Genomic DNA, 21,769 nt, shown 5'->3' with positions numbered 1-21,769 from the left:
TTTAGGAGACCCCGATGTCGATTACGCCCGAGCGCAAGCAGGAGCTGATCAAGGAATATTCGCGCGGTGAGGCCGATACCGGCTCGCCCGAGGTCCAGGTCTCGATCCTGACGGAGCGGATCAGCAACCTGACCGAACACCTGAAGAGCCACAAGAAGGACTTCCACTCCCGCCGTGGTCTTCTGGTGATGGTCGGCCAGCGCCGTCGTCTTCTTGACTATCTCAAGAAGAAGGACAATTCCCGCTACGCCACGCTCATCGAGCGTCTGGGCCTGCGTCGCTGATCGGCCATCGCTGATCGGCACGCCGTTCCCGTGACGGTATTGGAACCCCCGGTCGACCGCCGGCCGGGGGAGTCCAAGCCGGATGCGCAGGACCATCAGGATTTTCGTCCACCTGTATCGTTTCGGAACATCTCATTGGTTAGTGGCAATAGAAACTCGATCTTGAGCGTTTCGTGACGGACAGGCCGGCCCGCTTATTCGGGGACCGGCCTTTTTTGCATCCGCCGCGCCTCCATCTTGATCAGCTTATTCCTGTTGTCGAACACCATATCTCCTGTTTTCTCGCGGGGTCCTACGACCGATGGCCCCGGCCTTGGGCGGCAATCCGGCCGTTTCAGGGTGTCGGATGGAAGGAAAGAATCCATGTTCACTGTTCATCGCAAAGAAATCGAATGGGGCGGGCGCAAGCTGGTCCTGGAGACGGGCAAGATCGCCCGCCAGGCCAATGGCGCGGTTCTGGTGACCTACGGGGACACCACCGTCCTGTGCACCGCCGTCGCCGCCAAGGCGCCGAAGCCGGGCATCGATTTCTTCCCGCTGACCGTCAATTACCAGGAAAAGGCTTTCGCGGCCGGCAAGATTCCCGGCGGTTTCTTCAAGCGTGAAGGCCGTCCGACCGAGAAGGAAACGCTGGTCAGCCGCCTGATCGACCGCCCGATCCGTCCGCTGTTCGCCGACGGCTTCCGCAACGAGACGCAGGTCGTCTGCACGGTGCTGAGCCATGATCTGGAGAATGATCCGGACATCGTGGCGATGGTCGGCGCGTCGGCCGCGCTGACGATCTCCGGCATCCCGTTCCTGGGTCCGATCGGCGCCGCCCGCGTCGGCTACAAGAACGGCCAGTACATCCTGAACCCGACCATGGACGATGTCGACGACAGCGACCTCAATCTGGTCGTCGCCGGCACCGTCGATGGCGTGCTGATGGTCGAATCGGAAGCCAAGGAACTGACCGAAGAGGTCATGCTGGGCGCCGTCATGTTCGGCCACACCAACTTCCAGCCGGTGATCAACATGATCATCGATCTGGCCGAGGACGCGGCCAAGGAGCCGTGGGACCTGCCGGAGCCGGCCTATGACCGCCCGGCCCTGAAGGCCCGCCTGCGCGCCACCGTCGGTTCGGACGTCGAGGCTGCCTACACCGAGACGGTCAAGCAGTCGCGTTACGAGAAGGTTGGCGCCGCCAAGGCGAAGGCCCTGCAAGCCCTGGCCGAGGAATTCGACGCGCAATCGATCGGTTTCGAGTTCAAGGAGCTTGAGGCCGACATCCTGCGCGGCGCCGTCCTGAAGACCGGCCGCCGCATCGACGGCCGCGACACCAAGACCGTGCGCTCGATCGTGTCGGAAGTCGGCATCCTGCCGCGCGCCCACGGTTCGGCCCTGTTCACCCGCGGCGAGACCCAGGCGCTGGTCGTGACCACGCTCGGCACCAGCCAGGACGAGCAGATCATCGACGCGCTCGAAGGCGAGTACCGCGAGCACTTCATGCTGCACTACAACTTCCCCCCGTACTCGGTGGGTGAAGCCGGCCGCATGGGCAGCCCGGGCCGCCGCGAGATCGGCCACGGCAAGCTGGCATGGCGCGCCATCCATCCGCTGCTGCCGAAGAAGGAGGACTTCCCCTACACCCTGCGCGTGGTGTCGGAAGTCACCGAGTCCAACGGCTCCTCCTCGATGGCCACCGTCTGCGGCACCTCGCTGTCGCTGATGGACGCCGGTGCGCCGCTGGCCCGTCCGGTCGCCGGCATCGCCATGGGCCTGATCAAGGAAGACCACGGCTTCGCCGTCCTGTCCGACATCCTGGGCGACGAGGATCACCTCGGCGACATGGACTTCAAGGTGGCCGGGACGGAAGTCGGTGTCACCGCGCTGCAGATGGACATCAAGATCACCTCGATCACCGAGGAGATCATGAAGATCGCGCTGGGCCAGGCCAAGGACGGCCGCCTGCACATCCTGGGCGAGATGTCGAAGGCGCTGACCGGCGCCCGTGAAGGCGTCAACGAGAACGCCCCGCGCATCACCGTGATCAACATCCCCAAGGAGAAGATCCGCGACGTGATCGGCTCCGGCGGCAAGGTGATCCGCGAGATCGTCGAGCAGACCGGCGCCAAGATCGACATCGACGACGACGGCACCGTCAAGGTGTCGGCGGTCGACCAGAAGAAGTCGGACGCCGCCATCGAGTGGATCAAGGGCATCGTCGCCGAGCCGGAGATGAACGTCGTCTACACCGGCAAGGTGGTGAAGGTCGTCGATTTCGGCGCCTTCGTGAACTTCCTGGGCTCGCGCGACGGCCTCGTCCACATCTCCGAACTGGCGCAGCAGCGCGTCGGCAAGGTGTCGGACGTCGTCTCGCAGGGTGACTCGGTGAAGGTCAAGGTCATCGGCTTCGACGACCGCGGCAAGGTCAAGCTGTCGATGAAGCAGGTCGACCAGGCGACCGGCGAGGACCTGACCAAGAAGGCGGAGTGATCCGTCCCACCCGGCTCGGGTAGCGGAAAGGCCCCGGTTCGCAGGAACCGGGGCTTTTTCTTTGCCGCCCGTGAAAGCGTCAGCGCCCGCCGGACACGTCGAGGATCGCCCCGGTCGTGTAGGACGCCGCGTCGCTCAACAGCCAGACGATGGCCTCGGCCACCTCCTCCGTCCGGCCGGCCCGGCCGAGCGGGGCATTGACGCCCAGGCGCTGGGCGCGGCCGGGCTGCCCGCCGCTGGCATGGATGTCGGTGTCGATCAGGCCGGGACGGACCGCGTTGACCCGGACGCCCTGCGGTCCCAATTCCTTCGACAGCCCGACCGCCAGCGTGTCGAGCGCCGCCTTCGAGCCGGCATAATCGACATACTCGAAGGGTGAACCGAGCCGGGCCGCGGCCGAGGACACCAGGACGATCGATCCGGCCCCACGCAGTGCCAGCCGGCGCGCACTCTCCCGCGCACACAGATAGGCACCGAAGACGTTCACCTCGAAGACGCGGCGCATGCGCTCGGCCTCCATCTCGGCCAGGGTACGGGAGGGTGCGACGATGCCGGCATTGACCACCACGCCGTCGAGCGGCCCGAGCTGCTCTTCCGCCGCCTGGAACATGCCGATGACGTCGGCTTCGACCGCCACGTCGCCGCGCAGCGTCACCGCCCGCCCGCCGGCCGCCTGCACCGCATCGGCCGTTTCACGGGCGGCGGCTTCGTTGCCGACGTAATTGATGCCGACCGACCAGCCGCGGGCGCCGGCCAGCAGCGCGGCGGACCGCCCGATGCCACGCCCGCCGCCGGTGATAAGGATCGTCTTCATGAGGTCCTCCCTTGGTTGAGCCGCAAACTTCACGACACTATGCTCGGCCGGCTGGGACAAACAACGCAAGCCGGCCGTCGCCTCCACTCCCTTCCCTCAATCCCGTTGGTCCCTCCATGTCTCGTGCAGAACGGCTTCTCGACCTGATGCAGGTGCTGCGGCGGCATCGCCAACCGGTCAGCGGCAAGTCGCTTGCAGGCGAGTTGGGGATCAGTCTGCGGACGCTCTACCGCGACATCGCCACGCTGCAGGCGCAGGGCGCGATGATCGACGGCGAGCCGGGTGTCGGCTATCTGCTGCGCGCCGGCTTCCTGCTGCCGCCGCTGATGTTCACCGAGGAGGAGGTGGAGGCGCTGGTGCTGGGTTCGCGCTGGGTGGTGGACCGGGGCGACAGCCGGCTCGGCGGGGCGGCGCGCAACGCGCTCGCCAAGATCGCCGCGGTGCTGCCGCCGGACAAGCGGGAGGGGTTGGACAGCTCGGCCCTGCTGGTGGGGCCGGGCGAGCCGATCCCGGCCGGGGATGCCGAACTGGCGAGCATCCGAAGCGCCATCCGCGCCGAACGCAAGCTGGAAATCGCCTACCGCGACCGCGACGGCTCGGAAAGCCGGCGGATCGTCTGGCCCTTCGCTCTGGGATTCTTCGACCGTGCCCGCGTGATGGTGGCGTGGTGCGAACTGCGCCAGTCATTCCGCCATTTCCGCACCGACCGCATCCTGGCGCTGACCCCGAGCGAAACCCGCTATCCCCGGCGGCGGCAGGCCATGCTGAAGGAATGGCGGGAGGCGGAGGGCATTCCGCAACGGTGACGGCGGCTGCCACCATGCTGACGGAAACTGTCAGCATGAGAGCCTAACCTCGGGCTTGCCGGTGAGGGCGGCACGCCAAGCGAAACGCCCCACCCTACCCCATCGGAGCCAGTCGCCATGACCGCCATACCGACCGCCGCACTCGCCCTCGATTTCGTCCTGCTCTACGTCGACAGCCCCACCGCCAGCGCCGCGTTCTACAGCGATCTGCTCGGCAAGCCCCCGGTGGAGGCGTCCCCGACCTTTGCCATGTTCAAGGCCGGCGAGGGGCTGATGCTCGGGCTGTGGTCGCGCCATACGGTGGAACCGGCAGCGACCGCACCCGGCGGCGGCGAGATCGCCTTCACCGTCGCCGATGCGGCAACGGTGCGCGGCCTCCACGCCGATTGGAGCGCCCGCGGCCTGACGATCCTGCAGCGGCCGACGACGATGGATTTCGGTCATACCTTCGTTGCACGCGACCCGGACGGCCATCGCCTGCGCGTTTTCGCCCCCATCCGCGATGAAGGGGTGCAACCGTGAGCGGCGCCGGCAGAGCGACGGCCGCCTGGATCGCGGTGGCCAGCGCCGAGCATGTGCGGCGCGGCCGGGCGGGCGGCTTCATGCAGGTCTGCCACGGCAAGGCCGCACCGCTGCGGCGGGTTCGGCCGGGCGACCGGGTCGTCTACTACTCCCCCACCGACCGCTTCGGCGGGTCGGACCGGCTGCAGGCCTTCACCGCCATCGGCAGCGCTCTTCCGGGCGAGCCCTATGCCTTCGACATGGGCGGCGGCGTCATCCCCTTCCGGCGGGACGTCGCCTGGTGGCCGGCCGACGAGGTGCCGATCCGGCCGCTGCTCGACCGGCTGGACCTGACGGCCGGACTGCGCAACTGGGGCCATCCCTTCCGCTTCGGCCTCGTCCAGGTCAGCGCGGGCGACTTCGAGCGGATCGCCCGGGAGATGAAGGCGGCGGCGATGGAATGAGTGGAAAAAAAGTGATACCGGCGATGGGATGAAAACGCCCGCCGCCGGCGTCAACAGCACGGGAACGGCGAGCGCTCCCGGTGGTCCCGGTCGTCTCATACCTTGGTGTCAGAGTCTGAACGAACGGCCGCGCTTCCTGACCGAGATCAAGGCGAAACCCCTCGCAGTCCGCCATACATGCGCTTATATCGTCCGCAAGCCTGACCAAGGTCGTCCGTAGCCAAGGTCATCCGTACCGGGGCCATCGTCCTATGCACCGTTTCGCCAACCCCGCCCGCTTCCTGCGCCTGTCAGCCGTGCTGCTGCCGTGGTGCGCCGGAGCGACCGTGATCCTGACGATCCTCGGGCTGTGGTTCAGCCTGTTCGGCTCGCCGCCGGACTATCAGCAGGGCGAGACGGTGCGGATCATGTACATCCATGTGCCCGCCGCCTGGATGAGCCTGTTCGTCTACACCAACATGGCCATTGCCGCCGCGGTGGGGCTGGTGTGGAAACACCCGCTGGCCGACCTGTTCGCCAAGGCCGCCGCCCCCATCGGCGCCGGCTTCACCTTCGTATGCCTGGTGACCGGGTCGCTGTGGGGGGCGCCGATGTGGGGAACCTGGTGGGTGTGGGACGCGCGGCTGACCAGCGTGCTGATCCTGTTCTTCCTCTATCTCGGCTACATGGCACTGGTGAACGCCTTCGACGATCCGCAGCGCGGCTTGAAGGCCGGCAACGTCCTGCTGCTGGTCGGCATCATTAACGTGCCGATCATCAAGTTCTCGGTCGACTGGTGGAACACGCTGCACCAGCCGGCCAGCGTGGTGCGGATGGGCGGCCCCAGCATCGATCCCAGCATGCTGGCACCGTTGCTGGTGATGGCCGGCGCCTTCACCGCCTATTTCCTGGCGGTCGTCCTGCTGCGGGTGCGGACCGAGATCGCCCAGCGCAAAATCCAGACGCTGCGTCTGGCGGTTGCCGGCGGCGGAATGGCCGGCGATGGAGCGGCGGCGGACGGGATGCGGGGGTAAGGACGATGAACGAGTTTCTCCATATGGGCGGCTACGCCGCCTATGTCTGGCCGGCCTACGGCATCGCGGCGCTGGTCCTGCTGGGCCTGCTGGTCGCGACCTGGAAGGGGCTGCGCAACGCCGAGGCGACGCTGAAGGCACTGGAAAATTCCCGCCCGACCCGGCGCCGCCCCCGCAACGCCGGCCGCAAGCCGGCCGACCAAAGCGCCGGAACGCCGGCGGAAGCGAGCGAAGGATGACCCGCAAGAAACGCCGCCTCTACATGCTGGGCCTCGCCCTTCTGGGGTTGGGCACGGCGACCGCCCTGGCGCTGACCGCCTTCCAGGACAACATCGTCTTCTTCTACAGCCCCAGCCAACTGCAGACGCAGCAGATCGGCGACCGCAACTTCCGCCTGGGCGGGCTGGTCGAGGAAGGCAGCGTGCAGAAACAGCCGGACGGCGTCACCACCGCCTTCCGCGTCACCGACACCGCCCACACGATCGATGTCCGCTATCGCGGCCAGCTGCCCGACCTGTTCCGCGAAGGACAAGGCGTGGTGGCCGAGGGCCGGATGACCGGCGGCGTCTTCGTCGCCCGCGAGGTGCTGGCCAAGCATGACGAGAACTACATGCCGCCCGAGGTGTCCGAGGCGCTGAAGCAGGCCGGCGTCTACAAGAACCCTGCCGAATCCGCGACCAAGACCGCGAAGAAGGAGTAGCGGGACCGTGATCCCCGAACTCGGCCATTATGCGCTGGTGCTGGCGCTGTTCGTGGCGCTGGTGCAGTCCGTGCCGCCGCTGGTCGGCGCCGCCACCCGCAATGCCGCGTGGATGAACGTCGCGGTGCCAGCAGCGCTCGCCCAGATGCTGCTGGTGCTGCTCGCCTACGCCGCGCTGACCTGGGCGCATGTGGTGTCCGATTTCAGCGTGCTGAACGTGGTGCAGAACAGCCACTCGGCCAAGCCAATGCTCTACAAGGTGTCGGGCGTCTGGGGCAACCACGAGGGCTCGATGATGCTGTGGATCGTCATGCTGACGGTCTTCGGCGCCGCCGTGGCCCTGTTCGGCCGCAACCTGCCGCCGACCTTGAAGGCGCGCGTGCTGGCGGTCCAAGGGCTCATCGGGGTCGGCTTCCTGCTGTTCATCCTGGCCACGTCCAACCCCTTCATCCGCGTGGTGCCGGCACCGCTGGACGGCAACGACCTGAACCCGCTGCTGCAGGATCCGGGACTGGCCTTCCACCCGCCCTTCCTCTATGCGGGCTATGTCGGCTTCTCCATGGCCTTCTCCTTCGCCGTCGCGGCGTTGATCGAGGGACGGGTCGATCCCGCCTGGGCGCGCTGGGTGCGGCCCTGGACGCTGGCCGCCTGGTCGACCCTGACCATGGGCATCGCCATGGGCTCCTGGTGGGCCTATTACGAGCTGGGCTGGGGCGGCTGGTGGTACTGGGACCCGGTGGAAAACGCGTCCTTCATGCCCTGGCTGGCCGGCACCGCGCTGCTGCACTCCGCCATTGTGGTGGAGAAGCGCGACGCACTGAAGAGCTGGACCATCCTGCTGTCGATCGTCACCTTCTCGCTGTCGCTGATGGGCACCTTCCTGGTGCGCTCCGGCATCCTGACCTCGGTCCATGCCTTCGCGGTCGATCCCAAGCGCGGCGTCTTCATCCTCGTGCTGCTGGCCATCGCCACCGGCGGCTCGCTGCTGCTCTACAGCCTGCGGGCGCCGTCGCTGAAGGCCGGCGGCCTGTTCGCGCCGATCAGCCGCGAGGGTGCGCTGGTGCTGAACAACCTGCTGCTGTCGACAGCGACGGCGACGGTGTTCATCGGCACGCTCTATCCGCTGTTCCTCGACATTCTCAACCTGGGCAAGGTGTCGGTCGGCGCCCCCTTCTTCAACGCCACCTTCGTACCGGTCGCCATCCCGATGATCGTCGCCATGGTCGTCGGTCCCTTCCTGTCCTGGAAGCGGGCGGATCTGGCGGCGGCGCTGAGCCGGCTGTGGATCGCCGGCGTCGCCGTCGTGATCGCCGTGGCCGTCACCGCCTATGTCAAGGCGGGTGGCGGACCGCTGCTGGCGCTGGTCGGCGTCGCGCTCGCCGCCTGGGCCTTCGTCGGCTCGCTGGTCGAGTTCGCCGAGCGCATCGGCCTGTTCCGCACCTCGTTCCGGAACAGCTGGAACCGTGCGGTGCATCTGCCGCGCAGTGCCTGGGGCATGACCATCGCCCATGCCTGCATGGGCCTGTCGATCCTTGGCATGACCGGGACATCGGCCTGGCAGACCGAGTCCATCAGCGCGATGAAGCCGGGTGACCGTGCCGCCGTCGCCGGCTACGAGTTCCATTTCGACAGCGTCGGGCTGGTCGACGGTCCGAACTTCAAGGCAGAGCGCGGTGTCTTCACCGTCACCGAAAACGGCCGGTTCGTCGCGACGCTGACGCCGGAGCGCAGGAGTTACAGCACCACCCGGATGACGACGACGGAATCCTCCATCCACACCACGGTCTTCTCGGACCTCTATGTGGCGCTGGGCGATCCGACGCAGAACGGCACCGCCTGGATCGTCCGCATCTACCACCACCCGCTGGTGCCGTGGATCTGGATCGGCGGCGTCGGGATGATGCTGGGCGGGCTGGTCAGCCTGACCGACCGCCGCCTCCGCATCGGCGCACCGGAACGCCGCCGGGCTGGCGGCAAGACCGGCGGCAAGATTGGCCCGCTTCCGGCCGAATGAGGACCAAGACACCATGCGCCGCCTTCTGTACCTGCTGCCCTTCCTGCTGTTCATCGGGGTGGGCATCGCCTTCTATCTCGGGTTCCAGCGTGACCCGCGCGACATCCCGTCGGCCCTGATCGACAAGCCGGCACCGACCTTCGACCTGCCGCCGATACAGGGCCAGCCCGCCGCCACCGGCGGTTTGTCCTCGGCCAAGCTGACGGGCGAGGTGACGTTGGTGAACGTCTTCGCCTCCTGGTGCATCCCCTGCAAGGCGGAGCATCCCGTCATCACCCGCCTGTCGCGCGAGCAGGGAGTGATGGTCTTCGGCATCAACTACAAGGACAAGCCGGAGGACGCGCTGACCTGGCTGTCGCGCAACGGCAATCCCTATGCCGCCGTCGGCGCCGACCTGGATGGCCGGGTGTCAATCGACTGGGGCGTCTACGGCGTGCCGGAAAGCTACCTGATCGACCGCCAGGGCCGGATCCGCTTCAAGCATGTCGGCCCGCTGACCCCGCAGGTGGTGGAGGAGCAGATCCTCCCCATGGTCAAGCATCTGAGGCAGGGCTGATGAAGCGCATCCTTCACCCTGCCCTCTTGGCTGCCGCCCTGCTGGCCCTGCCGGTCTCCCTCCCCGCGCGGGCCGTCCAGCCCGACGAGGTGCTGCCCGATCCGGCGCTGGAGTCCCGTGCCCGCGCCATCAGCCAGGAGCTGCGCTGCCTGGTCTGCCAGAACCAGTCGATCGACGACAGCAACGCGCCGCTTGCCCGCGACCTGCGGGTGCTGGTGCGCGACAGGCTGAAGGCCGGCGACAGCGACACCAGGGTGATGGAGTACGTCACCGACCGCTATGGCGACTATGTGCTGCTGCGCCCGCCCTTCAAGGCGACCACACTGGTGCTGTGGGCCGGACCCTTTGCCGTGCTGCTGTTCGGCGCCATCGGCACCTTCCTGTTCCTGCGCGGACGGCGTGGTGTCGCCGCCGGCACCGACACCGCTCCCTTGAGCGCGGATGAGCGGCGGCGGCTGGACGCCCTGCTGCGGAAAGACGACTGATGCTGTTCTGGATTTTCGCCGCCGTCCTGACCGCGGCCGTGCTGCTGCTGATCGTGCCGCCGCTGCTGCGTTCGGCCGGATCCGCCCCGGACCGTGAGGACTTCGACCGCGAGGTCTATCGCGACCAGCTCGACGAGCTGGAGCGCGACCGTGCCCGCGGCCTGATCAACGAGGCCCAGGCCGAAGCTGCCAAGGCGGAGATCGGGCGCCGGATGCTGGCGACCGTGGAGAAAGGCGACGCGGAGACCGCCGCACCGACGACGACGCGCAGCGCGCGGGTGCTTGCCATGCTGCTGGCGCTGGTGCTGCCGGTCGGCGCACTCGCGGTCTATGGGACGTATGGCAGCCCGGATCTGCCGGCGCAGCCGCTTGCGTCCCGCAACCTGGAACAGGAGCGCGGCGGCCCGCCAAAGACCGTGCTGGCGGCGATGGACAAGCTGAAGGCCCAGCTGGCCGAGAATCCCGGCGACCTGCAAGGCTGGCTGATCCTGGGGCAGGCCTATGCCAAGATGGGGCGCAACGCCGACGCAGCCGACGCGCTGCGCCATGCGGTCGCCCTGAACAAGGACGATGTCGAGCTGCAGGGGCTGTTCGGCGAGACCCTGGTCTCCGCCAACGACGGCATGGTGCCGGAAGAGGCTGCCCTGGCTTTCGACGCCGTGCTGGCGAAGGAGCCCAAGGACCCGCGCGCCCGCTTCTTCGCCGCCCTCGCCCGCTTCCAGGCCGGCGACCAGAAGGGCGCGCTGGAGCGCTGGAGCACATTGCTGGCGGAGTCCCCAGCCGATGCACCGTGGGTTCCGGTGCTGCGCGACCAGATCCGCGAGGCCGCGGTGGCGCTGAATCTCGATCCCGCCACGGTGACGCCGCAGCCGCTGCCGGCGGCATCGAAGGATGCCGGGCCAGTGGCGGGGCAGGCTGGCCAGGGGCAGAACGGCCAAGGCCAGGACGAGATGATCCGCGGCATGGTTTCCAGCCTCGCCGCAAAGCTGGACGCCAACCCTTCGGACGTCGATGGCTGGCTGAAGCTGGCCCGCTCCTACGGCGTGCTCGGCGAGCCGGCCCAGGCGCTGGACGCTGCCCGCAAGGCGCGGGAACGGGCGCCGGAGCGGGCCGACGTGCAGGTCGCCTATGCCAATGCGGTGTTGCAGACCCAGCCGCGTAACGAGACGCCCAAACCCCTGCCGGAGGAGGCCACCGGGGCGCTGCGACAGGCGCTGAAAGCGGAGCCGGAGAACAAGGACGCCTTGTGGTTGCTCGGCCTCGACGCGATGATGTCGGGCCGCAAGGACGAGGCCGCCACCCATTGGGGCAAGCTGATCGCCCAGTTCAAACCGAGCGACCCGGAATACACCCTGTTGAAGGGACGTCTGGATGCGTTGAAGGCGGGCGGCTGACCCGCGAAAGCCGGCAAGGAGAGGCCCCGTTGCCCCACAGGATCGACAGAGACACCCGCCTGTGCATCTCGCTCTCGGGCCGTCCGAGCAACATCGGCACACGGTTTCACAATCACCTCTACGAGGCCCTCGCTCTCAACTACGTCTACAAGGCGTTCACCACCGACGATCTCCCCGGCGCGATCGCCGGCATCCGGGCGCTGGGCATCCGTGGCTGCGGCGTGTCGATGCCCTTCAAGGAAGCCTGCATCCCCTTCCTCGACGATCTCGATCCGTCGGCTGCCGGCTTGCAGTCGGTCAACACCATCGTCAACGACACCGCAGCCGATGGCCGTAGCCTGCTGCGCGGCTACAACACCGACTATCTCGCGGTGCGCACATTGCTGGACCGCCACGACGTTTCGCCCGGCCTTCCCTTCGCGCTGCGCGGCAGCGGCGGCATGGCACGCGCCGTCCTGTGCGCGCTGCGCGATTCCGGCTTCACCAACGGCACGCTGATCGCCCGCAACGAGGCGACGGGGCGACGGCTGGCCGACGAGTACAGCCTGCCCTGGCAACCGGACACGACCGGACTCGCCGACGGGTCGTTGCTGGTCAATGTGACGCCGCTCGGCATGGCCGGGGGTCCGGACGTCGACACCCTCGCCTTCGAACCGGCGCTGATCGCGACCGCCGCCCAGGTGTTCGACGTGGTCGCCATGCCGGCCGAAACCCCGCTGATCCGCGCCGCGCGCGAGAGCGGCAAGCCGGTCATCACTGGTGCCGAAGTCATCGCCCTGCAGGCGCTCGAACAGTTCGTGCTCTACACCGGCATACGTCCGACCGACGAACAGGCCGCGGCGGCGGCGGCCTATTCGCGGGCCTGATCGGGCGACCTTTTCGCCCACGCCCTTTTTCTTCGCACCGCGGCAACACACATTGACAGGGGCACGCCAACCGGCTTTATCGGTTGGCCGCCCCGTTTCCAGTTTCCGCAGAAGGTTCCGCGCCGATGACCCGCAGACGACTGCCCACGCCCGACGAGCGGCGCCTGTGGCGGATCGCCATGCGCGACGCCGAACCGATGCCCGGCCGCGGGATCGAAGCGGAGCCGGAACCGGTGGCGACCATGGCGGAGCTGGTGGAGGAGCCGGTGGCGACCAGCCTCGCCCCGCCGCCGAGCGCACGCCGCAATCCCTCCCAGCCGGGTCCGGTCCGGCCGGTGCATCCGCCGCTGACGCCGGGGTCGACGGCCAACATCGACCGCCGCACCGGCGACCGCTTCCGCCGCGGCGAGCTGTCCATCGACGGACGCATCGACCTGCACGGCATGACCCAGGCGCAGGCGCACCACGCGCTCGCCGGCTTCGTCCACCGTGCCTGGAACGAGGGGCGCCGCTGCGTGCTCGTCATCACCGGCAAGGGCAGCTTCGGCAGCCTGGGCGTGCTGCGTCAGGCGACGCCCCGCTGGCTGGCGGATCCGGCCCTGCGCTCGATGGTGCTGGCGATCCAGCCGGCCCAGCCCAAGGACGGCGGCGACGGCGCGCTCTATGTCTTGATCAAACGGCGGCGCGACCGTAAGGACTGAGCACCACTCAACCCAGGGACTTCCCATGACCCCGTTCGGCGAACGGGTCCGGTCGCTGCGCGACGCCAAGGGCGTGACGCTGAAGCAGATGGCGACGGACCTGTCCATCTCGTCCGCCTATCTGTCGGCCCTGGAACATGGCAAGCGCGGCCAGCCCTCGCCGCAGCTGGTGCGGCAGATCTGCGCCTATTTCGGCATCATCTGGGACGAGGCGGAAGATCTCGAACGGCTGGCGGATCTGTCCCACCCGCGGGTGACGGTCGACACCGGCGGGCTCAGCGCCAAGGCGACGGAGCTGGCCAACCGGCTGTCGGAACGGATCGCCGACCTGGAGGAGGCGCGCATCGAGGCGCTGCTGGCAATTCTGGACGCGGTGCCGCCGAGGAAAGGCGTGCGGCGCCGGTCGGGGGTGCGGCGGCGGTAGGTTTGTGGTGGGAGCGTCGGCTTACGATTGCCCCCTCCCCGACCCTCCCCCGCTTTGCGGGAGAGGGAGTTGAGCATCTGAACGGCAGAGTTCCCTCTCCCGCGGAACGCGGGGGAGGGTTAGGGAGGGGGCAAAAGCTCCCCGCCCTCAAGCCTTGCCGATCATCCGCCCCAGGTCGCGCCCGGCGAACAGATGGATGTGCAGGTGGGCCACTTCCTGGTGGGCCGCCTCGCCGCAGTTCGACAGGATGCGATAGCCGGGGCCGTCCGCGCCGACCATACGGGCGACGTCGCCGACCGCCCGGAACAGGCCGGCGATCTCGGCCTCGGACGCCCTGGCGGTGAAATCGTCCATGTCGACATAGGCGCCCTTCGGGATCACCAGGACATGGGTCGGCGTCTGCGGCTCGATGTCGTGGAAGGCAAGCGCGTGTTCGGTCTCATGCACCTTCCTGCACGGAATCTCACCGCGCAGGATGCGGGCGAACACATTGCCGTCGTCGTAGGTCTTGGCCATCGCATGCGTCCTCTTCTTTGGGCGAGATCCCGCTCAGGACTTGCGGGACTTCTTCTCGTCGATGCCGCTGATGCCCTCGCGCTGGGCGAGCCTGGTCCAGACCTCCGCCGGATCCAGCCCGAGGTCGGCCCACAGCACCAGCAGGTGATAGAGCAGGTCGGCGGATTCCGCCGCCAGCGCCGTCTTGTCGCCGCGCACCGCTTCCAGGATCGCCTCCACCGCCTCCTCGCCGACCTTCTGGGCGATCTTGGCGGTGCCGCGGCTGAAGAGCTTGGCGGTGTAGGAGGTTTCCGGATCGGCGCCCTTGCGCGCCTGGACGGTGACGAAAAGCCGGTCCAGCACCTCGGCGGACGGGAGGGCGGGCCCCTTCTCGGCGGACTTGTCTGCCGTCTTCTTCTCAGCCATGGGCCGTCTCCATCGTCTTCGCCGGCCGTACCGGGATGCCGGCGGCGCTCAGCGCCGCCTTGGCCTGGCCGATGGTATAGGTGCCGAAATGGAAGATCGAGGCGGCAAGCACCGCGGTCGCATGCCCCTCGCGGATGCCTTCCACCAGATGATCGAGCGTGCCGACGCCGCCGGATGCGATCACCGGGATGCGGATGCTGTCCGCCACCGTGCGCGTCAGTTCCAGGTCGAACCCGCTCTTGGTGCCGTCACGGTCCATCGAGGTCAGCAGGATCTCGCCCGCCCCCAGCGATTCCATCCGCCGGGCCCACTCCACCGCGTCGATGCCGGTGGCGTTGCGGCCGCCATGGGTGAAGACCTCCCACTTGCCGGGAGCCGTCTTCTTGGCGTCGATGGCGACGACGATGCACTGGGCGCCGAACTTCTCGGCCCCCTCGCGCACGAAGTCGGGACGATGGATCGCCGCGGTGTTGATCGACACCTTGTCGGCGCCGGCCAGCAGCAGCTTGCGGATGTCGTCCACCGTGCGCACGCCGCCGCCGACGGTCAGCGGCATGAAGACCTGTTCCGCCGTCCGCCGCACCACGTCGAAGATGGTGTCGCGGTTCTCGTGGCTGGCGGTGATGTCGAGGAAGGTCAGCTCGTCGGCGCCTTCGCGATCGTAGACGCGGGCCTGTTCGACCGGATCGCCGGCATCGACCAGGTCGACGAAGTTGACCCCCTTCACCACCCGGCCGTCCTTGACGTCCAGGCAGGGGATGACACGCATCTTCAGCATCAGTCGGCGTCCTCGACGGCGGGGGCGGAAAGCAGGTCCAGCGCCTCTTTCGGGTCGATCCGGCCATCATAGAGGGCACGGCCGCAGATGACGCCCTCGATCCCGGTGTCCTCCTCCGCCTTCAGCGCCTTCAGATCCTCGATGGAGGAAACGCCGCCCGACGCGATCACCGGCGTGGTCAGGTGGAAGGCGAGGTCGGAGGTCGACTCCACGTTGACGCCGCCCATGGCGCCGTCACGGTTGATGTCGGTGTAGATGATGGCGGCGACGCCGCAATCCTCGAACTTCAGCGCCAAGTCCAGCGCCTTGATGTCCGAGGTCTCGGCCCAGCCTGCCACCGCGACATAGCCTTCGCGTGCATCGATGCCGACGGCGATCCTGCCGGGGAACTCGCGGCAGGCCGCCTTCACCAACTCCGGATCGCGCAGGGCCACCGTGCCGAGGATGACGCGGCTGATGCCCTTCTCCAACCACATGCCGATGGTGCCGAGGTCGCGGATGCCGCCGCCCAGTTGCACCGGGATGGTCACCGACTTCAGGATGCTTTCCACCGCTGCGCCATTCACCGGCTTGCCTTCGAAGGCGCCGTTGAGATCGACCAGATGGAGCCATTCGAAACCCTGGCTCTGGAACAGGCGGGCCTGTTCGCCGGGATCGGTGTTGAAGACGGTGGCCTGGCTCATCTCGCCGCGCAGCAGGCGGACGCAGGCACCGTCCTTGAGGTCGATGGCGGGGTAGATGATCATCGCGGGCGTCTTCCTATGGCGTTGCTGGCGGTTATTGGGCTGGCAGCTGTTGGGCGGGCTGGAGGTCTTTGCAGAAGAAATGTCCGGCGAGCGGCTTGCCCTGCACCAGCGCATAGAAGGGATGGGTGCCCCAGCGCTTGAAGCCGAGCGATTCATAGAGCGCGATGGCCGCATCCTGCGTCACGCGGACGTCCAGGTTCAGCACCCGGAAGCCGACGGCGCGGGCCTCTTCCACCACGGCCATCGTCAGCCGGCGGGCAAGCCCGTGGCCGCGCGCCCAGGGGGCGATGAAACTGGTGGTCAGCTGGGCGGCGTGGGCCTGCGCCTCGTTGTTGCGCGGCGGCTTGACCAACTGGGCGGATCCCGCCACCACTCCGTCCAGGCGGGCGACGAACAGGATGCGTTCCGGCACCACCAGCACGCCCTTCCAATAGCGCTCCATCACGTCACGGGGCGGCGGCTCGACCCAGCCGAAGCCGCCGCCGGCGCGGATGGCATCGTCGGCCGCATCGCACAGGTCGTGCAGGTCGGCGGTCTTCAGCGCATCGATCTTGTCGACGGCGATCTCGGCCATCGGCTCAGACCTTCCAGCGCAGGAAATTGGCGATCAGGGCCAGACCGGTCGCCTGGCTCTTTTCGGGATGGAACTGGGTGCCGACCAGATTGTCGCGCCCGACCACCGCGGCGAAGGCTCCGCCGTAATCGGCCGATGCGATCAGCGTGTCCGGATCGGCGAGCCGGAACTGGTAGGAATGGACGAAATAGGCGTGGCAGCCCTCCGGCAGGCCGGCCAGCACCGGATGGGGATGGCGGATGTTCAGTTCGTTCCAGCCCATGTGCGGGATTTTCAGGGCCGGATCCGCCGGCTCCAGCTTCACCACCTCGCCCCGGATCCAGCCCAGCCCTTCGGTCACGCCATACTCGCGCCCGTGCTCCGCCATCAGCTGCATGCCGACGCAGATGCCGAGGAAGGGACGGCCGCGGCGGTGCACCACCTCCTCCAGCGCGTCGAGCATGCCGGGAACCTCCGACAGGCCGCGCTTGCAGTCGGCGAAGGCACCGACACCCGGCAGCACCACGCGGTCGGCCCGGCGGACCGCATCGGCATCCGAGGTGACCAGGACATTGTAGGAGGCTTCCGCTTCGCCGGCCGCGCGCTCGATCGCCTTGGCGGCGGAGCGCAGGTTGCCGGAGCCGTAATCGATCAGCGCGACCGTTTCCATGGACGTGACAAACCTTCCGATAGGACGGCGGAGGGGGTGGTTGGACCTGGGGTCCCCGCCGTCAGAGCGATCCGCCGAGCGTGCCCTTGGTGGAGGGCACCGCATCGCGCTTGCGCGGGTCGATCTCCACCCCGGCGCGCAGCGCGCGGGCAAGCGCCTTGTAGCAGCTTTCCACGATGTGGTGGTTGTTCTCGCCATAGAGATTCTCGACGTGCAGGGTCACGCCGGCGGCCATGGCGAAGGCCTGGAACCATTCGCGGAACAGCTCGGTGTCGAAATCGCCGATCTTGTCGCGGGTGAAGGCCACCTTCCAGATCAGGTAGGGCCGGTTGGAAAAGTCCAGCGCCACCCGGGTCAGCGTCTCGTCCATCGGGATGTAGGAATGGCCGTAGCGCTGGATGCCCTTGCGGTCGCCAAGCGCCTTCGCCACCGCCATGCCGATGGCGATCCCGCTATCCTCGGTCGTGTGGTGGTAATCGATGTGCAGGTCGCCGTCGGCCCGGACCGTCAGGTCCATCAGGCTGTGGCGCGACAGCTGCTCCAGCATGTGGTCGAGGAAGCCGATCCCCGTCTTGACGTCGTAGACGCCGGTGCCGTCCAGGTCCAGTGCAACCTGGATCCGGGTTTCGGTCGTGTTCCGCTCGATCGAGGCGCGGCGGCCGCCGTTGATGGGGGTCTGGTCCATGGCGGTTTTGTAGCAGGAAGCATCCGCACGCGCCAGCATCCGGCATGGCCGGACGGTATCTGTCCATTCCGACGATTGTCGTACCAAGGTGTGCGCTGTACAGTGATTCACATCCGATGCGTGCATATCCGCCGATGACGACCATCACACACCCATTCGCCGCAACTTTGTTCCTCATTCTCGCCTTGCTGCCTGCCGGCTGCGCAAGCGTGGCGCCGCAACAGTCGCAGAAAAGGGCACCGCCGGTCGCCGCCGGAACCACCGCCCCCTTCCGCTTCGGCGAACTGGCGATCGGATCGATGCGGCGGGGGATGCAGATCGGCCGCTATGTCTGGGACATCGACTGCGCCCCGCCTTACGACGACGTCTATTGGACCAGCGGCGTCAACATGAGGCGCGGCTCCACCGTCGAGCAGCGGTTCGGCGAGACGATGGCCGCTGCCGGCTTCGACGTGGTCGGCCGGCCGGGCGGCCCCGACAGCCCCGACGGCAACCGCAGCCGCGCCCGCTTCACCGTGCAGGGCGACCTGCTGAACGTGCAGCTTGAGTTGTGCCATCGCATGAACTGGCTGACCGGCGGCGACAGGGGCACGTCGGGCAGCGGCAGCGTGAAGGTCGAATGGACGGTCTACGACACCCGCGGCGACGGGCTGGTCCACCGCGCCGTCACCACCGGCGCCGCCACCCAGAACCAGGGCGTACCCCAGGGCGATACCTTGCTGATCGAGGAGGCCATCGCCGATGCGGTCGAAGCGCTCGCCGCCGACGCCGGCTTTCGCGCCCTGCTGTCGGGCGGAACCCCGCCCGCCGCTCATGCAATGGGGATGGCTCCGCCGTCTTCCGCGACCGCATCGGCCGGATCCGGCCCCGTTCCACTGACGCCAGCCGCCATGCCGCCTGCCCCGCCGCTCGCCGCATCGACGGCTTCCCCGTCCGGGATGCCAAGCCGGCTGCTGCTGCGGGCCGGATCCGGTCCCGGGACAGGCCCCGGATCTGGCCGGACCGCCGCGGCCCGGATCCCGGTCGGCCGCAACCATGGCCTGGTGATCGGCGAGACGGAGGTCGGGGGCGAGGTGCAGGCGGTGCTGCTGGCTCCCGTGCCCGGATCCGATCCCACCGTCGCCGTGCGGCCGGCGCGGGGAGTGGAGTTGACCGGCTGGGTGGTCGGACGCGACGCGGCCAGCGGCTTCGCGCTGGTCCGGGTGCCGGCACGGTTGAGCGCCTTGCCCTTGCGCACCGCCGCCCTCCGGGTCAGCGAGCCGGTACGGACGGTTCCGGGCGGACGGGGACGCGAGATCGCCGGGATCGTCGGAAGCCTGCGTGCCGACACAGGGGAAACCATGATGATCCAGGCGGATCTGGGCTCGGCCGCCCTGTTCGACGCGGTCACCGAGGTCTGCGACCCGCTGTTGGACGGCAGCGGCGCGCTCGTCGGCGTGGCTCCGTCGGCCGGACGGTCGGTGGCGACCCCGGCGGGGCTGGTCGATTTCCTGCCGATCGGCCCGCTGCTGAACCGACTGGGGGCGGACCCGGTCGGCGGGGTTTCGTCCGGCCATCGGTCCGACGGGGATGCCGCCGGCCGCGAAAAAGGCGGCCGCGACAAAGCCCGTGATCCCAAGCGGAACGGGCCGGGCCGCGGCACTCCCGCCGACCGATGGTGGAATGATGGGGAGCTTGACGAGGACCGGCCCGATGGCGACGTTCTTGACGAGGACAGTGCCCCTCCCACATAGACCGGATGCCCGACCGCTGTGATTCGATGGCCGGCGCCCGGCAGCGGCGCGCCGGTCCGGAACGGCGGGCGGCTTCCCCTTCATCCCCCAGCGTGGTTTCCGCATGACCTACCAAGCGTCCAATCCCCATGATCCCATCCAATGGCATGGCACCACCATCCTGTCCGTGCGCAAGAACGGTCAGGTGGTGATCGCGGGCGACGGGCAGGTTTCGGTCGGCCAGACCGTGATGAAGGCCAATGCGCGCAAGGTCCGCTGGCTGGCCGGCGGTACGGTGATGGCAGGCTTCGCCGGTGCCACCGCCGACGCGCTGACCCTGTTCGAGCGGCTGGAAGGCAAGCTGGAGCAGTATCCCGGCCAGTTGACCCGCGCCTGTGTCGAGATGGCCAAGGATTGGCGCACCGACCGCTATCTGCGCCGGCTGGAAGCGATGATGGCGGTCGCCGACAAGAGCGTTAGCCTGGTGCTGACCGGCAACGGCGACGTGCTGGAGCCGGAGGACGGGTTGATCGGCATCGGCTCCGGCGGGTCCTATGCCCTGTCGGCGGCCCGCGCGCTGATCGACATCGACGGCATGGATGCGGAGGCGGTGGCGCGCAAGGCGATGAGGATCGCCGCCGGCATCTGCGTCTACACCAACGAGAACGTCACCCTGGAAAGGCTGTGAGCGCCATGACGAGCCAGAACGCCGCCCAAACCGCCTCCGTCTCCGCCGAAACCGCCGCCTTCAGCCCGCGCGAGATCGTCTCCGAACTCGACCGTTACATCGTCGGCCAGAATGAGGCCAAGCGCGCGGTCGCCATCGCGCTGCGCAACCGCTGGCGTCGGCAGCAGCTGCCCGAAGCGCTGCGTGAGGAGGTCCTGCCGAAGAACATCCTGATGATCGGCCCGACCGGCGTCGGGAAGACCGAGATCGCCCGCCGTCTCGCCAAGCTGGCCCAGGCCCCGTTCCTGAAGGTCGAGGCGACCAAGTTCACCGAGGTCGGCTATGTCGGCCGCGACGTCGAGCAGATCGTCCGCGATCTGGTGGAGGCGGCCATCGGCCTGACCCGCGAGCGGCTGCGCAAGGAGGTCGCCGCCAAGGCGGAGCTGCGGGCGGAAGAGCGCGTGCTCGACGCGCTGTGCGGCGACAGCGCCAGTGCGGAGACGCGGGCCAAGTTCCGCAAGATGCTGCGCGAGGGCACGCTGAACGACAAGGAGATCGAGGTCCAGGTCGCCGACACCGGCGCCCCGGCCGGCATGCCGACCTTCGACATCCCCGGCATGCCCGGCGCCCAGATGGGCATGCTGAACCTGAACGACATGTTCGGGAAGATGATGGGCGGCCGCACCAAGACCCGCCGCATGACCGTGGCCGAAAGCCACGACGTGCTGATGGCGGAGGAGTCCGACAAGCTGCTGGATCAGGAAAAGGTGGTGTCGGAGGCGATCCGCGCCGTCGAGCAGAACGGCATCGTCTTCCTCGACGAGATCGACAAGATCTCCGCCCGGTCCGACGCGCGCGGCGCCGACGTCAGCCGCGAAGGCGTGCAGCGCGACCTGCTGCCGCTGATCGAGGGCACCACCGTGTCGACCAAGCACGGGCCGGTGAAGACCGACCATGTCCTGTTCATCGCGTCAGGCGCCTTCCATGTCGCCAAGCCGTCCGACCTGCTGCCCGAACTGCAGGGCCGGTTGCCCATCCGCGTCGAATTGAAGGCGCTGAGCCAGGACGATTTCCGGCGCATCCTGACCGAACCGGAAGCCAGCCTGATTCGCCAGTACAAGGCGCTGATGAAGACGGAGGAGGTCGATCTGGTCTTCACCGACGACAGCATCGACGAGCTGGCCCGGCTCGCCGCCGAGATCAACGGCTCGGTCGAGAACATCGGCGCGCGCCGCCTGCACACCGTGCTGGAACGCCTGCTGGAGGAGATCAGCTTCGCTGCCAGCGACCGCGCCGGCGAGACGATCACCATCGACGCCGCCCTGGTCCGCGAGCGGGTCGGCGGTCTGGCGAAGAACGCCGACCTGTCGAAGTTCATCCTGTAAACAGGTCCATCCTGGAGAGATGTGGACGGGGCGCCGCTCGGCGCCCCTGTTCGCGGCATCGGATGGAACGTTTGAAACGGGATGAAACAGAATCCCGGTGACCGTTCAAATGTTCCATCCGCCGGCGGGCCCGATCGGCCGCTTCACGTGAAACA

Annotated in this window: 26 protein-coding genes; 18 read left to right on the top strand and 8 right to left on the bottom strand. The window is 68.1% G+C overall.

Features of this window, described 5'->3' with window-relative positions; all coding sequences use genetic code 11:
* Positions 1–14: 14 nt before the first annotated feature.
* Both rpsO and pnp read left to right on the top strand, forming a co-directional pair.
* Complete coding sequence (rpsO, locus tag AL072_RS04725; protein WP_045581302.1) at positions 15–284, top strand: 30S ribosomal protein S15; 270 nt, start codon at positions 15–17, stop codon at positions 282–284.
* A gap of 363 nt (positions 285–647) precedes the next feature.
* A complete protein-coding gene (gene pnp, locus AL072_RS04720) occupies positions 648–2,759 on the top strand; it encodes a polyribonucleotide nucleotidyltransferase (RefSeq protein WP_045581303.1) in 2,112 nt (703 codons plus the stop codon).
* A 79-nt stretch (positions 2,760–2,838) separates the two neighbouring features.
* On the opposite strand, the gene AL072_RS04715 is transcribed toward pnp, so the two are convergent.
* Positions 2,839–3,573, bottom strand: coding sequence for an SDR family oxidoreductase (locus tag AL072_RS04715; protein WP_045581304.1), 735 nt, complete (start codon positions 3,571–3,573; stop codon positions 2,839–2,841).
* Between the two features lie 116 nt (positions 3,574–3,689).
* On the opposite strand from AL072_RS04715, the gene AL072_RS04710 reads away from it, so the two are divergent.
* The 13 genes from AL072_RS04710 to AL072_RS04650 all read left to right on the top strand — a co-directional run bounded on the left by AL072_RS04710 (position 3,690) and on the right by AL072_RS04650 (position 13,497).
* A complete protein-coding gene (locus AL072_RS04710) occupies positions 3,690–4,379 on the top strand; it encodes a helix-turn-helix transcriptional regulator (protein WP_045581305.1) in 690 nt (229 codons plus the stop codon).
* A 117-nt stretch (positions 4,380–4,496) separates the two neighbouring features.
* The gene (locus AL072_RS04705) at positions 4,497–4,901 is read left to right on the top strand and encodes a VOC family protein (RefSeq protein ID WP_045581306.1); all 405 of its coding nucleotides are present in this window, start codon (positions 4,497–4,499) and stop codon (positions 4,899–4,901) included.
* Positions 4,898–5,344 carry an EVE domain-containing protein gene (locus tag AL072_RS04700; RefSeq protein WP_045581307.1) on the top strand — a complete coding sequence of 149 codons (447 nt, stop codon included), beginning with the start codon at positions 4,898–4,900 and terminating at the stop codon, positions 5,342–5,344. Before AL072_RS04705 ends, AL072_RS04700 begins: the two co-directional genes overlap by 4 nt.
* A gap of 251 nt (positions 5,345–5,595) precedes the next feature.
* A complete protein-coding gene (locus AL072_RS04695) occupies positions 5,596–6,357 on the top strand; it encodes a heme ABC transporter permease (protein WP_045581308.1) in 762 nt (253 codons plus the stop codon).
* 5 nt (positions 6,358–6,362) lie between these two features.
* On the top strand, positions 6,363–6,596 hold the full coding sequence (gene ccmD, locus AL072_RS04690) for a heme exporter protein CcmD (protein WP_045581309.1): 234 nt from the start codon (positions 6,363–6,365) through the stop codon (positions 6,594–6,596).
* The gene (ccmE, locus tag AL072_RS04685) at positions 6,593–7,057 is read left to right on the top strand and encodes a cytochrome c maturation protein CcmE (protein ID WP_045581310.1); all 465 of its coding nucleotides are present in this window, start codon (positions 6,593–6,595) and stop codon (positions 7,055–7,057) included. Before ccmD ends, ccmE begins: the two co-directional genes overlap by 4 nt.
* Before the next feature lie 7 nt (positions 7,058–7,064).
* The gene (locus AL072_RS04680) at positions 7,065–9,071 is read left to right on the top strand and encodes a heme lyase CcmF/NrfE family subunit (RefSeq protein WP_045581311.1); all 2,007 of its coding nucleotides are present in this window, start codon (positions 7,065–7,067) and stop codon (positions 9,069–9,071) included.
* A gap of 13 nt (positions 9,072–9,084) precedes the next feature.
* Positions 9,085–9,627: a DsbE family thiol:disulfide interchange protein gene (locus AL072_RS04675; protein ID WP_045582493.1), complete on the top strand. Its 543-nt coding sequence runs from the start codon at positions 9,085–9,087 to the stop codon at positions 9,625–9,627.
* The gene (locus AL072_RS04670; protein WP_045581312.1) at positions 9,627–10,112 is read left to right on the top strand and encodes a cytochrome c-type biogenesis protein; all 486 of its coding nucleotides are present in this window, start codon (positions 9,627–9,629) and stop codon (positions 10,110–10,112) included. Before AL072_RS04675 ends, AL072_RS04670 begins: the two co-directional genes overlap by 1 nt.
* Positions 10,112–11,506 (top strand): c-type cytochrome biogenesis protein CcmI, encoded by a 1,395-nt coding sequence (ccmI, locus tag AL072_RS04665; protein WP_045581313.1) that lies wholly within the window; start codon positions 10,112–10,114, stop codon positions 11,504–11,506. The genes AL072_RS04670 and ccmI overlap by 1 nt, the downstream gene beginning before the upstream one ends.
* Before the next feature lie 29 nt (positions 11,507–11,535).
* Positions 11,536–12,372, top strand: a complete 837-nt coding sequence (locus AL072_RS04660) for a shikimate 5-dehydrogenase (RefSeq protein WP_045581314.1) — start codon at positions 11,536–11,538, stop codon at positions 12,370–12,372.
* 125 nt (positions 12,373–12,497) lie between these two features.
* On the top strand, positions 12,498–13,073 hold the full coding sequence (locus AL072_RS04655) for a Smr/MutS family protein (protein ID WP_045581315.1): 576 nt from the start codon (positions 12,498–12,500) through the stop codon (positions 13,071–13,073).
* Positions 13,074–13,098: 25 nt separating this feature from the next.
* Complete coding sequence (locus AL072_RS04650; RefSeq protein WP_045581316.1) at positions 13,099–13,497, top strand: helix-turn-helix domain-containing protein; 399 nt, start codon at positions 13,099–13,101, stop codon at positions 13,495–13,497.
* 147 nt (positions 13,498–13,644) lie between these two features.
* Here the strand turns inward: AL072_RS04650 and AL072_RS04645 are convergent, their stop codons facing one another.
* From AL072_RS04645 to hisB, 7 genes are all read right to left on the bottom strand, one after another.
* A complete protein-coding gene (locus AL072_RS04645; protein WP_045581317.1) occupies positions 13,645–14,013 on the bottom strand; it encodes a histidine triad nucleotide-binding protein in 369 nt (122 codons plus the stop codon).
* A 33-nt stretch (positions 14,014–14,046) separates the two neighbouring features.
* Entirely contained in the window at positions 14,047–14,418 is a 372-nt protein-coding gene (locus AL072_RS04640) for a phosphoribosyl-ATP diphosphatase (protein ID WP_045581318.1), read from the bottom strand.
* Entirely contained in the window at positions 14,411–15,196 is a 786-nt protein-coding gene (hisF, locus tag AL072_RS04635; RefSeq protein WP_045581319.1) for an imidazole glycerol phosphate synthase subunit HisF, read from the bottom strand. Before hisF ends, AL072_RS04640 begins: the two co-directional genes overlap by 8 nt.
* Complete coding sequence (gene hisA / locus AL072_RS04630) at positions 15,196–15,942, bottom strand: 1-(5-phosphoribosyl)-5-[(5-phosphoribosylamino)methylideneamino]imidazole-4-carboxamide isomerase (RefSeq protein WP_045581320.1); 747 nt, start codon at positions 15,940–15,942, stop codon at positions 15,196–15,198. Before hisA ends, hisF begins: the two co-directional genes overlap by 1 nt.
* A 31-nt stretch (positions 15,943–15,973) precedes the next feature.
* Positions 15,974–16,516, bottom strand: coding sequence for a GNAT family N-acetyltransferase (locus AL072_RS04625; RefSeq protein ID WP_045581321.1), 543 nt, complete (start codon positions 16,514–16,516; stop codon positions 15,974–15,976).
* Positions 16,517–16,520: 4 nt separating this feature from the next.
* Positions 16,521–17,165 carry an imidazole glycerol phosphate synthase subunit HisH gene (hisH, locus tag AL072_RS04620; protein WP_045581322.1) on the bottom strand — a complete coding sequence of 215 codons (645 nt, stop codon included), beginning with the start codon at positions 17,163–17,165 and terminating at the stop codon, positions 16,521–16,523.
* 61 nt (positions 17,166–17,226) lie between these two features.
* The gene (hisB, locus tag AL072_RS04615) at positions 17,227–17,850 is read right to left on the bottom strand and encodes an imidazoleglycerol-phosphate dehydratase HisB (RefSeq protein ID WP_045582494.1); all 624 of its coding nucleotides are present in this window, start codon (positions 17,848–17,850) and stop codon (positions 17,227–17,229) included.
* 134 nt (positions 17,851–17,984) lie between these two features.
* Between hisB and AL072_RS04610 the strand changes: the two genes are divergently transcribed.
* The 3 genes from AL072_RS04610 to hslU all read left to right on the top strand — a co-directional run bounded on the left by AL072_RS04610 (position 17,985) and on the right by hslU (position 21,614).
* Positions 17,985–19,583 carry a hypothetical protein gene (locus AL072_RS04610; RefSeq protein ID WP_045582495.1) on the top strand — a complete coding sequence of 533 codons (1,599 nt, stop codon included), beginning with the start codon at positions 17,985–17,987 and terminating at the stop codon, positions 19,581–19,583.
* Between the two features lie 103 nt (positions 19,584–19,686).
* Positions 19,687–20,250 carry an ATP-dependent protease subunit HslV gene (hslV, locus tag AL072_RS04605; protein WP_045581323.1) on the top strand — a complete coding sequence of 188 codons (564 nt, stop codon included), beginning with the start codon at positions 19,687–19,689 and terminating at the stop codon, positions 20,248–20,250.
* Positions 20,251–20,255: 5 nt separating this feature from the next.
* Positions 20,256–21,614, top strand: a complete 1,359-nt coding sequence (gene hslU, locus AL072_RS04600) for an ATP-dependent protease ATPase subunit HslU (RefSeq protein WP_045581324.1) — start codon at positions 20,256–20,258, stop codon at positions 21,612–21,614.
* The last annotated feature ends 155 nt before the right edge of the window (positions 21,615–21,769 follow it).

Source organism: Azospirillum thiophilum, from assembly GCF_001305595.1.
Classification (GTDB): Bacteria; Pseudomonadota; Alphaproteobacteria; order Azospirillales; family Azospirillaceae; genus Azospirillum; species Azospirillum thiophilum.
The sequence above is the reverse complement of the archived record's forward strand: the minus strand, read 5'-3'. Positions and strand labels throughout refer to the sequence as shown.